The following is a 12375-nucleotide window of genomic DNA, read 5'->3' as shown; positions in this document are numbered from 1 at the left end:
AACGTGGAGGTGTTAAGCCATGACGAAACGGAAACTTGTTTTAATAGGAAACGGGATGGCGGGTGTGCGCTGTGTTGAGGAAATATTAAAGCTGGCGCCGGGCCAATTTGAAATCACGATATTTGGCAAAGAGCCGCATCCGAACTATAACCGGATTATGCTGTCCAAGGTGCTGCAGGGCGATACAAAAATCGAAGATATTACGATCAACGATTGGCAGTGGTACAGGGACAATGGCATCCGCCTGCTCTCGGGCGAAACGGTGTGCCGCATCGATACGAACCGCAAGCAGGTCGTAAGCGAGTCCGGGATTACGGCGGATTATGACGACCTGATCATCGCCACCGGCTCGCTGCCGTTCATGCTGCCGCTGCCGGGAGCCGATAAGCCGGGCGTGACGGCGTTCCGCGACATTAACGATTGCAACAAGATGGTGGAAACCGCGAAATCGTATAAAAAAGCGGTTGTCATCGGCGGCGGCTTGCTCGGCCTGGAAGCGGCTCGCGGTTTGCTCAACCTCGGGATGGAGGTCAGCGTTGTCCATATTTATCACCATCTTATGGAACGGCAGCTGGACCCCACCGCAGCGGAGATGCTGCGCAAAGAGCTGGAAAGCCAGGGCATGCGCTTTTTCCTTGAAAAGCACACGGAGAGAATACTCGGCAAAAAGCGGGTGGAAGGTCTGCAATTCAAGGACGGCTCGAAGGTAGCGGCCGATCTTGTTGTCATCGCCGTAGGCGTGCGGCCGAATGTAAAACTCGCTGCGGACAGCGGCATCAAGACGAACCGGGCGATCGTCGTGAACGATTACATGGAAACGAATGTGCCCAACGTTTACGCGGTCGGCGAATGCGCCGAGCACCTCGGCATGGTATATGGCCTTGTTGCTCCGCTCTATGAGCAGGGGAAAGTGCTGGCGAGCCGGATTTGCGGTATCGAGATGGAGGGGTATCGCGGCTCCATTTTGTACTCACAGCTTAAAGTGTCGGGTGTTGAAGTGTTTTCGGCTGGTGAGATCCGCGACTCCGACGTTTCTACTTCATTGAAGGCCTACGACGGAATACGCGGCACCTACAAGAAGGTGACGGTAAAGGGCGGCAAAATCGCCGGTGCGGTGCTGTTCGGAGACAGCAGCGAAGGCAATAAGCTGCTCGGGTACATCAAGCAGCAGGCCGACGTATCGGTGCTGGAAGAAGCGTCATCAGCGGGGGCAGGCGTCGGAACCGGAGCGGATGAAGCATACGTCTGCGCCATGTCGGACAAGGAGACGATTTGTTCCTGCAACGGCGTTCCGAAAGGAACGATCGTGGAAGCAATCCGTGAAAAAGAGCTGCAGACGTTCGAGGAGGTGCGCGCCTGCACGCGGGCGTCAAGCACATGCGGCGGCTGCAAGCCGCTCGTATCCGCGCTGCTCAAAGTGACGCTAGAGGGCAAGGACGAGGTGGAGCCGGAGAAGGAGACTATGTGTGCGTGCACGACGCTCAGCCACGCCGAGGTGAAGGCGGCCGTATCTAGCGGGGCCTACGTCTCCGCACGCGATGCGATGAACGGGCTTGCATGGTTAAGCGAAGAAGGTTGTCCGGTATGCCGGGCGGCGCTGCGTTATTATATCGGCGCTCAGCTGGCGCGGGTTGGTGGTGGCGCTGCGGGAACTTGGCAGGCCAGCAGCGGGGAGATGCCGCCTCTTGTAGAATGCGGAGTTAGCAGAAATCGGCTGCAAACCGGTGAAGCATCGTTCGCTGGAGCGGCTGCAGCAGCGCGGCTTCCGGGTGCTGGCGCAGCGGACTTCGCGCCGCTTGATGCCGCGGCACACAGCGCAGGCGGCGGTGCGCAGCCTGCCGGCCGGGGCCGCGAGCTGGCCATGATCCGGCCGCTCGCGGAGGGCGGCTGCGCCGTTACGCCGCGCATGTTCGGCGGCGTGACTACAGCCGATCAGCTGCGGCGCATCGCCGATGCGATCGATGCCTTCGGCATCCCGCTCGCCAAGCTGTCTGGCGGCGCGCAGCTGGACCTGCTCGGCGTAGCGCCGGAGCAGGTCCAGGCCGTCACCGCCGCACTGGGCGGGGCGGCGGCGGGAGCCTATTACGGCTGGCCGATGGCAGCCGTAGCGACCTGCGCGGGCGCCTACGACCGCGGCGCCCTGCAGGATTCGATCAGCCTGGGCGCTCAGCTGGAGCGCAGGCTGGAGGGCTTGCAGCTGCCGACGGCGGTCAGCGTCGGCGTCTCGGCCAGCCCGCTGCACCGCGCGGGCACGCTGGCGAAGGACGTCGGGCTCGCAGGCGCTCCCGGCGGCTGGGATTTATACGCTGGCGGCAGCGGCGGAGCCCGGTTGAAGCAGGGCCAGCTGCTGCTCGCCGCACTGAATAGCGAGGAGGCGCTTGATCTGGCATCGGCGCTGCTCCAGCTGTACCGCGAGGATGCCGACTTCGGCGAGCCGACCGGGCAGTGGGTCGACCGCATTGGACTTGTACAGCTGCGTGAGATGCTGCTGGACCGTGATAATCGAAGCGCTCTGCTGCACCGCCTCGAGCAGGAGCGGGGAACAACGATCCTATCAACAGCCGATGGCTGCTTAAATAAGGTGATATCATGAAACAATTCAGCGAACTTAACGGGACTTCTTCGACAGCCTCCTCACTTGATCTTGCGCCGGAAGGAATGTCGGCTGCGGCCGATTCGTCCGGCCGCAGCAATTCATCGGCATCGCTCCTTACCGGACCCGCTTTCGATTCTCCATCTGCCTCCTTTTGGGCCGCTTCGTCAATTACGCAAGAGCCTTCGACGGATTCGGCTTTGGGTCCCTCATCCAGCACCCCCTTAACTAGACGGGTGATGGACACGCAGTGTCCATTCTGCAGCGTTCAGTGCAAAATGCGGGTCATCGAGGAGTTAGGCGCCGACCTGCGCAGCACGTACACGGTGCTGCCGAGGCCGAATAAGGCCTCGGAAGGGCGCCTTTGTATCAAGGGGATGAATGCGTATCAGCACGCGCTGACAGGCGAGCGGATTTTGTATCCGCTGGCGAAAAAGGACGGACAGTTCGTCCGCATCTCCTGGGAGGAAGCGTACGCGCTGATCGGGCGAAAGTTCGACGAGCTGCGCGGCAAGTACGGCAGCGATACGATCGGTGTATATGGCGGCGGGTCGCTGACGAACGAGTCCGCTTATTTGCTTGGCAAGTTCGCACGCGTTGCGCTGAAGACGAAATATATCGACTACAACGGACGGTTTTGCATGTCGGCGGCCGCCTCGGCCGGCAATAAGACGTTCGGCATCGACAGGGGGCTGACGAATCAGCTGGCGGATATCGAGCAGGCAAGCTGCATCATTTTGGCGGGAACGAATATCGCTGAATGCCAGCCAACGCTGATGCCTTATTTTACGAGAGCGAAGGAGAAAGGCGCTTATCTGATCGCCATCGATCCCCGGGATACCGGGACGACGCGGGCCGCCGACCTGCACCTGCGGGTGAAGCCGGGCATGGACGCTGCGCTGGCGAACGGCATGCTGAAGGTTATTCTGGAAGAAGGGTTGATTGACGAGAGCTTCGTACGTCAGCGCACGAAAGGCTTTGAGGAACTGAGGGCGCATCTTGAGGCCCAGGATCTGGGACAAATCGCGGAGCTGACCGGTGTATCCGCTGAGCTGATCCGCAAAGCTGCGCTGGCCTATGGTAGGGCCGCTACCGGTATGGTATTTACGGCGCGGGGCGTGGAGCAGCAGACGGACGGCTACATGGCCGTGCGCAATTTTCTCAACCTCGTCCTGCTCACCGGTAAAATCGGCAAGCCCGGCTGCGGTTACGGTGCCGTGACGGGGCAAGGCAACGGGCAAGGCGGCCGCGAGCACGGGCAAAAGGCGGACCAGCTCCCGGGTTACCGCCTGATTGAAAATCCCGAGGATCGCGCTTACGTAGCGGGCGTTTGGGGCATCGATCCGGCCGAGCTCCCGGGCAAAGGCGTCTCGGCTTACGAAATGATGGAGAAGGTGCATGAGCAGGAAATCCGTGCTTTGTTCGTGATGGGCTCGAACCCGATTGTGTCGAATCCAAACGCCAATTTCGTGGAGGAAGGGCTGCGCAAGCTCGACTTCCTCGTCGTTGCCGATATGCTGATGTCAGAAACGGCGCGGCTCGCCGATCTGATTTTGCCGGTAACGCCTTACCTGGAAAACGAAGGGACGCTAACGAACCTGGAGGGACGTGTGCTGCTTCGCGAAGCCAGCCGACCGGTTTCCGGCGAGGCGAAGCACGATTGGCAGATTCTGTGCGACATCGCGAAGCTGCATGGCAAGGGAGCTTATTTTACGTACTCGTCGGCTGAGGACATCTTTAATGAGCTGCGGCTAGCGAGCAAGGGCGGTATTGCCGATTACTATGGCATTACGTACGACCGCCTTAAGAAAGAAGAAGGTGTTTACTGGCCCTGTCCGGCCGTGGAGCATCCGGGCACGAAACGGCTGTTCGAGCAATCTTTCGCGCACGCGGACGGCAAGGCGGAGCTGATCGCGGTGAACAATCATAGGCCAAGCGAACAGACGAGCAATGATTTTCCGCTGTATTTGACGACAGGCCGAGTGCTGACGCATTATTTGACCGGCGTGCAGACGCGAAGAAGCCATTCGCTTGCCGCGCGCGACGTGGAATCGTTCATGGAGATCCATCCGAAGGCTGCCAAGCGGTACCGCATTGAGGACGGCGAACTGGTGCAGCTGGAGTCGAGACGTGGCAGTATTTACGTTCGCAGCCGGTACAGCACCGATATCCGGGAGGATACAGTGTTCGTTCCGATGCATTGGGGCGATACGCAGTGTGTCAACAAGATTACGAATCAGGCGCTTGATCCGACGTGCCGCATGCCGGGCTTTAAAGTATGCGCAGTCAAAGTCAGCCCGCTGAGGCTGGAGTATGTATAATATTGTAACAAGATTAAAATTTGTTTTTCATCTTTCTTTGAGGTTTACCGCCTATAGTAATTGTCATTTATTTGATAAATAAATCTTTAAGCCCCGCGGCCCGTTGCCGTGGGGCTCTTGGTGTCTCGCAATACAGCAACGGTTGCCAGAAAGGCGCAGCTCCTCTAGAAAGGAGATTGCAGCGGAATTGCTGAATGACGAAAAAATGCCGGGAATGGCGCTGCAAGTATGGCTTTTTGTATAAAACGTCCCCGATCTTCGATGATTTATTCCCATTCATTTATTGGCTGTTTCAACATGCCTTTGCTCATGAATAGCGTAGCGGCACATTCGCGGTTTGTTTTGCCCTCCGGCATCAGCCTCACCACCGACTGCTCCGATTAATGAAGGAAAGGCAGGATGCTCCACAAACTAGCGAGAGGGAGCCTGCAGGCTCCCTCAAGTGTCAGATAATTAGTATTAGCTCTTTGGTGAAACAATAATTTTGATCTGGCTTTTCTCTTTGATCAGCGTCTCAAAGCCTTCCTCTATAATGTTAGAAAGGGAAATCTCCTTGGTCACCAGCTTGTCCGCTGGGAAATAACCTTGCTGCATCAAGCTGATGACGGCAGGGAATACATCACGGTAACCGATGATACCGGCGATATTGCGTTCCTTCAATACAACCTGGTTAGGATGAATGGAGGCTTCACGTTCGAAAATGCTGACTATCATCACTTGGCCGCTTATTTTGGTGGAAGAAATAGCTTGATTTAACACAGCAGGGACACCAGTGACTTCAAAGCAAACATCTGCTCCGCCGTTGGTAAGACGTTGCAGTTCGGCCACAACATCGGTATCCGCTGGATTCAGGCCGATCGCGCCGAGCTCGATTGCCTTGTTTCTTCTTTCTTCGGAAAGCTCCACAGCATAGATCTGAGAAGCGCCGGAGGCTTTCAAAGCTTCGATCAGCAGCAGCCCGATCGGGCCGGTACCGAATACCACTGCGCGATCGCCAACCTTGAATTGGCTCGAACGAACAGCGTACAACACAACAGCTGACGGTTCAACCAACGCGCCTTGCTTATAGGACAAGCTGTCCGGAATTTTGTGAATCATATGCTCATCTGCTGCTACATACTCGGAGAAGCCTCCGCCCCCGCCAGCAAGACCGAGAAAGCCCATTTTGTCGCAAAGATTGTATTTGCCATGTCTGCATGATTCGCAGGTTCCGCATGAGAAAATAGGTTCTACTACGACGCGGTCACCGATTTGGAACCGGGTTACGCCAGTACCCACCTCTACGATTTGACCGGAAAACTCATGTCCCATGACAATAGGTGCTTGTTCATTCGTTAATGGATGGGGTGTGCCCTCAGGAATAAAAATTGGACCCGCCGCATACTCGTGCAGATCACTTCCGCAGATGCCGCATGCTTCAATCCTAATTTTGACTTGTCCTTCCTTCGGGGTGGGCTCTTCAATCGTTTCAACCCGTAAGTCCTTTACACCGTGCCATCTTAAAGCTTGCATATTGTTCATCTCCCTGTAGGAATTAAAAATAATAATGGGTCATTTCCTATTCATGAAAACAAACTAGGAAACGTTTTCGAAACTTATAATGTCACAATATCGACAAACTGTCAAACGAAAAAGCCTGTTCAATGTGCTGATTATTATAGCTAACATCCACGAGCTTCTGTTTATATTTAGCTTCACTATATAACTGCGTTTGAAAACATGTCCCCTATGATATAATTAAGAAAATTGATTAAAACTAACAGAATTACATGGAAACGATTCCGGTCATCGAAAGGGACATTTTATTATGACTTCAAATAGAAAAGTTACGATTGAGGATGTTGCGAGGCAAGCTGGCGTGGGGATCGCCACCGTCTCAAGGGCACTTAATAATAGCAAGGGCATCAGTGCCAAGACGAAGCATAAAATTCTGCAGGTCGTAGAGGAAATGGGATTCACGCCAAATACTGCAGCCCAGAGTCTCAAGATCGGGCAGACGCACCAGATTGCGCTGGCTGTTCCAGATATTCGAAATGCCATCATTCCTGATATTGCCTGGTCGGTGGAGCAGGCGGCCAAACAACACGGCTATCGGGTGGTCCAGATCAATACGCTTGGGAATGCCCGTCTTGAGCTTGAAGTTTTGCAGGAGTTGGACAAGCTGCATGTAGACGGGCTGGTCATCATGCCATTAGCGTATCCTGAGCAGCTGGAGCCGATGATTAATCAAACGAATATTCCGGTATCCGTCATTAACTACGGGAAAAAGATGAGTGAGGATCTTCAAGCGGATATCGTCGGCATGGCCCGTCAGGAAGGTAAGCTGGTGATGGATCATTTGCTGCAGATTGGCCGCAGCAGAATCGCTTATGCAGGTGCGCCGAAACACAAGATTGAAGAACGGTACCTTGCTTATGAACAGGCGATCAGCCATGTGGAGCCGTCACTGGTTTATTTCGGGGAAGATTTTTCGTTTGAAGCAGGGCGCCAGGCGGCGAACTATTTTTACAGCTTGAAGCTTATGCCCGATGCCATCTATGCTGTGAATGACATGGTGGCGATCGGCATTGTCAACAGGCTCAAGGAGCTTGGGGTACGGGTGCCTGAGGATGTAGCAGTTGCAGGCATCGACAACAATTTGTGGGCAACGGTCACAACACCACAAATCACTTCCGTCTCCATTATGGGCAGCGAGGTAGGGCGGCTGGCGGCGGAGCTTCTGCTCAAACGCATTCAATCCCCGAACACATCAGGCTATGAGCGGGTTGAATTCGAACCCCGGCTTATTGTGAGAGAGTCAAGTGTAAAGATGAACCCTTATGCCGGTGTTGACGGGGCATTCCAAAAATAAGAGAGAAGACGTTCAAAGGGAGTGAGAGGGTTGTCCAGCTTAAGCGGTAGCCTGTTTCAAAAGGCTTTGCGGGAAAGCGAGCTTCGGCCGCACTTTTATGCTTACTACTATAAGCAATGGTCACAATACTCAATGGCTTTTCATCAGCATAACTACACGGAAATTATGTACTTAATCTCTGGAAGCTGTGTGGTGGAGGTCAGGGTAGATGATCGCCCCGTGGAAACATACCGGCTTAAGCGGGGGGAGTTGATCGTTCTGGACGCGAGCGTTCCTCACAGGCTGATTGTTGAAGAGACTTGCCGGATGCTTAATGTGGAGTTCGGGTTCGTGAGCCAACCGGGCTACGCACCCCCGATCAATCAGATGGCTCAAAAGACAAGCAGTCTGAACGAGCTGATGGAGAACACCTTCAGCAGTTTGATTTTGTCTGATACCGGCGAGATTTACCGGGTGCTGAAGGCGTTGGTCCTGGAGCTGGATCAGGCGGGAGCAGATGACAAATACATCGTGCATCTGCTTTTCTGTGAGCTGCTGCTTCGGGTGGCTGAGCAGCGGAAGGAGCAGCTGAATGCCCGTGAAAGACCGGCGCAGCTGTATGTGCGAAAAAGCATTGAATTTCTGCATCAGAACTATGACCGCAGTATTCAGGCCAAAGACGTCGCAGCCGCCGTCAATCTTCATCACGGGTATTTGCACCGGATTTTCAAATCGCATACCGGCCGGACCTTGACCGACTACCTTACGATGCTGCGTATGGAGAAAGCAAAGCAGCTGCTTGGGCAGAGCGATATCTCGGTTGCCGAAATAGCCGACTATGTGGGGATCAGCAGCAGACAGTATTTCCACTTATTATTCAGGAAATATACTGGTCAGACCCCCAGCAATTACCGCGATGCGCTTGTTCGCGATTCATGGGCCAAGACGAATATAAGTCAAATTTCAGGTGAGGATTTTTGACACGTCTTCGGGCAAGAAGTCATGATCTTGATAACGCTTACGGAAACTGCCTTGCTACAATGTACTTGAGCTTTTGATTACATTTGTAGGAGGATATCTATGTCTTTTAAAGTGACGTTTATTGGAGCTGGAAGTATTGGGTTTACACGCGGCTTGCTGCGGGATTTGCTTACGGTCCCGGAGTTTAAAGACATACAAGTTTCATTCATGGACATTAACCCCCGCAATCTTGAGATGGTTACAGAGCTGTGTCAGCGGGATATTCGAGAGAACGGCTTAAATATACAAATTCAGTCCACTACGGACCGCAGAGAAGCTCTGAAGGGTGCGAAGTACGTATTTTGTACAATTCGTGTGGGCGGCCTGGAAGCATTCGCCACAGATGTTGACATTCCGCTTAAGTACGGCGTGGATCAGTGTGTAGGGGATACGCTATGCGCTGGAGGCATTATGTATGGACAGCGGGGCATTGCCGAGATGTTGAATATTTGCCGGGATATCAGGGAGATGGCTGCTCCTGATGTGCTGCTGCTTAACTATTCTAACCCTATGGCGATGCTGACTTGGGCCTGCAACAAGTATGGTGGTGTGAGAACAGTTGGGCTGTGTCATGGGGTACAGCATGGGCATCACCAAATTGCTGAGGTTTACGGACTGGACAAAAAAGACGTGGATATTATCTGTGCCGGGATTAATCATCAGACCTGGTATATTGCAGCCCGTTACCAAGGCAAGGATCTAACAGATGGTCTGCCGGAAGCATTTGAACGCCATCCCGAATACAGCCGTACGGAAAAAGTGCGCATCGATATGCTTCGTCGTTTTGGTTACTATAGTACTGAATCCAATGGCCATCTTAGTGAATATGTACCGTGGTACCGTAAACGGAGCGGTGAGATCATGGACTGGATTGATTTAGGAAGCTGGATTAATGGGGAGACCGGTGGATATTTGCGGGTGTGTACCGAAGGACGAAATTGGTTTGAGACGGATTTCCCCAACTGGATGAAAGACCCTGTATTTTCATACACTCCCGAGAGCCGCGGCGAGGAACATGGCTCGTATATTATAGAGGGCTTGGAGACGGGGCGGGTATACCGGGGACATTTCAATGTAATCAATAACGGGGTTATCTCCAATCTGCCCGCGGATGCCGTCATTGAGGCTCCGGGTTATGTGGATCGCAATGGTATTTCCATGCCGGTTGTAGGCGAGCTGCCGCTAGGTCCGGCAGCTGTCTGCAATGCCAGTATCTCCGTACAACGATTGGCCGTTGAGGCTGCAATTCACGGCGATGATCAACTGCTCCGGCAGGCGTTCATGATGGACCCGCTCGTAGGGGCAGTCTGCAACCCGAAGGAAATCTGGCAGATGGTTGACGAGATGCTTGTGGCAGGCGAGCCATGGCTGCCGCAGTACGGCTCAGCCATTGCGGAAGCCAAGAAGCGCTTGACTTCCGGGACCCTGCTTCCAACGAAATCTAATTATGAAGGTGCGGCCCGTATTCAGGTAAAGACGGTGGAGGAGATGAGGCTCGACCGCGAGGCTGCGAACAAGAACGCTGGGGAATCGGACAAGGGTAAGGATCGTGAGAAGTTGATGAATTGATTTGAATTGAGTTGAGTAGAACTGAGTACAAATGAGCCTCATATCCTGGCAGGTAATAGCATCATTCGCCTGAAATGGTGAAGTGTAAAGTACTTTTCTGGACCGCAAGATCATATTCCGTAAAAAAACCGCGATTTTCGCGGTTTTTTTTTGGTGTTCTTCACCCTTATTAAGTAATCGGGGGAATGCTTGAGAATGAACATAGTAGCTGGATTTTCCAGATTCAACAAGTTTATCAGCTAGGCATTGAGTGGGACGAAACAATTTATCGGAAGGGGCTGCCCCAAAAGGCAGCCCTTATTTTGTTTAGGAGCTCATTGTTCGAAAGGCTCCGAGAACGAACGTTACTCCCATCGCTGTTAGCTTGGATTTCTTGAGTTATTTTTACCGGATGGAATCCAAAACCAAAGGCGACCGCAACTTTATTATCCAAAATGTGATCCCACGCATTACCGCTTCTTTTCAATCGTGTAAATTTAAAGTGTAAGCTAGATAAAAAACTTAGAATCAACCGATCTTAGCTTCGATCCCGAGTGATTCTGAAGAAGCGTGCGTCCGCCTTTGTCTCCGAAATACCCCTATGGATATCTATTTCAAGGATTTCAGAGACACCAGGGGTCGTAAGAACACTCGGCATCGCATTGCCCCTAAAGGGTAACCTTCATAAGTTCATTTTATATAACCTAAACTTTCAAAATTTGATTCAAATCCTCCTTTTCGTTTGGCAGCCATAATAGAATGTGGTTACTGATAAACATTATCAATCAAACATAGGAGGTTACGAAACATGACTACACAGTTCAAACAAATCGCCGGGGACACTTACTGGATAGGCAAAATAGATAACCGTCAGGTGCCTTTTCACCGCTTGGTCCTAACAAAAGGAACTACTTATAATTCATATCTGTTAAAGACGGGCAAACCGACAGTGATTGATACGGTGGACATGGAATTCGGCCGTGAATATGCCGAGTCTCTGGGCAAAATGATTGATCTTCAGGAGATTCAATATATTGTAATAAACCATACTGAGCCGGACCACTCCGGCGGGCTAGCCGCTCTGGCCGCCAAAGCAGCCAATGCCACCATTGTTTGTACCGAGATCGCAGTACCGGAATTACAGGAAATGTATAAACTTCACAGCCGCAATTTCCTGGTCGTCAAGGACGGAGATACGCTGGATATCGGTGGAAAGACCCTTTTGTTTAAAGAGACGCCTTATCTTCATACGGCTGAGACGATGATCACCTATTGTATCGAGGATCAAATTTTGTTCCCGTGCGATATTTTTAGTACACATGTTGCGGCGCAGAAGCCATTCAGTGATGAAGCGGGGTTTGATATAACGGAGGATTTCATAGGTTATTATAAAGCCATTATTCATCCTCACAGAAGATATGTAAGAACCCTTTTAGAGGCAATCAAAGATATGGAAATCCGGATGATCGCGCCTTCCCACGGATTTATGATCCGGGAGGATATCTCAAAATATATCGGGCTATACGCCACGCTAAGCTGCGAATCTACCCAAGGGAAAAAAGCAGCGATTGTCTATACGACAATCAAAAACAGTACGAAAAAGATGGCGAAAATTTTACAGGATTCCTTGCAGGAAAATCAGATTGAGACAGAAGTCTGGGATGCGGATAAAAGCAGCGCCGCCGATATACTAAGCAGCATTGCTTCAGCTGATGCCGTCTTTGTCGGCAGCTCTACTAAATATGCGGATATGATTGGTAACCTGGAGAATATTCTTAAGGAAATGCAAAAGATGAACCTGGAAGGCAAGCTTGCCGCAGCCTTCGGCTCGTACGGCTGGAGCGGCGAAGCCATAGAGGTTATCCAGGATTATCTGAATGGAACCAATATGACGGTGCAAAGTACATCTGAAGTCATCAAGTCCACAGGTATGACCCACGTCGAATTCCCTGTTAGAATCCGGTTTTCACCTAAAGAACCCGAGAAGGTTCAGAAGATCAGAAATGCGGCTGAGTTTGTCTCGGACTTATTGCTTAGCTCAATCTAGGGAGAGGAGGAATACC

Annotated in this window: 7 protein-coding genes; 6 read left to right on the top strand and 1 reads right to left on the bottom strand. The window is 52.5% G+C overall.

Translation table 11 applies throughout. From position 1 onward, the window contains the following. Positions 1–19: 19 nt before the first annotated feature. Together nirB and nasC are read left to right on the top strand one after the other, a co-directional pair. Positions 20–2593, top strand: a complete 2574-nt coding sequence (nirB, locus tag KJS63_RS17455; protein ID WP_213620284.1) for a nitrite reductase large subunit NirB — start codon at positions 20–22, stop codon at positions 2591–2593. A 239-nt stretch (positions 2594–2832) separates the two neighbouring features. Then, the gene (gene nasC / locus KJS63_RS17450; RefSeq protein ID WP_213620457.1) at positions 2833–4914 is read left to right on the top strand and encodes an assimilatory nitrate reductase catalytic subunit NasC; all 2082 of its coding nucleotides are present in this window, start codon (positions 2833–2835) and stop codon (positions 4912–4914) included. Positions 4915–5373: 459 nt separating this feature from the next. Here nasC and KJS63_RS17445 read toward each other — a convergent pair whose 3' ends face one another. Then, complete coding sequence (locus KJS63_RS17445; RefSeq protein ID WP_213620283.1) at positions 5374–6426, bottom strand: 2,3-butanediol dehydrogenase; 1053 nt, start codon at positions 6424–6426, stop codon at positions 5374–5376. Positions 6427–6721: 295 nt separating this feature from the next. Here KJS63_RS17445 and KJS63_RS17440 point away from each other — a divergent pair, with 295 nt between their 5' ends. The 4 genes from KJS63_RS17440 (at position 6722) to KJS63_RS17425 (ending at position 12359) form a co-directional block, all read left to right on the top strand. Further along, the gene (locus KJS63_RS17440) at positions 6722–7765 is read left to right on the top strand and encodes a LacI family DNA-binding transcriptional regulator (RefSeq protein WP_213620282.1); all 1044 of its coding nucleotides are present in this window, start codon (positions 6722–6724) and stop codon (positions 7763–7765) included. Positions 7766–7795: 30 nt separating this feature from the next. After that, positions 7796–8725, top strand: coding sequence for an AraC family transcriptional regulator (locus tag KJS63_RS17435; RefSeq protein WP_213620281.1), 930 nt, complete (start codon positions 7796–7798; stop codon positions 8723–8725). 99 nt (positions 8726–8824) lie between these two features. Then, positions 8825–10333: an alpha-glucosidase/alpha-galactosidase gene (melA, locus tag KJS63_RS17430; RefSeq protein ID WP_213620280.1), complete on the top strand. Its 1509-nt coding sequence runs from the start codon at positions 8825–8827 to the stop codon at positions 10331–10333. Between the two features lie 787 nt (positions 10334–11120). After that, positions 11121–12359, top strand: coding sequence for an FprA family A-type flavoprotein (locus KJS63_RS17425; RefSeq protein WP_213620279.1), 1239 nt, complete (start codon positions 11121–11123; stop codon positions 12357–12359). Positions 12360–12375: the final 16 nt, after the last annotated feature.

The sequence above is a fragment of the Paenibacillus sp. J22TS3 genome (assembly GCF_018403205.1).
In the GTDB taxonomy this organism is placed as follows: domain Bacteria; phylum Bacillota; class Bacilli; order Paenibacillales; family Paenibacillaceae; genus Fontibacillus; species Fontibacillus tuaregi.
This window is presented reverse-complemented; position numbering and strand designations above follow the sequence as displayed.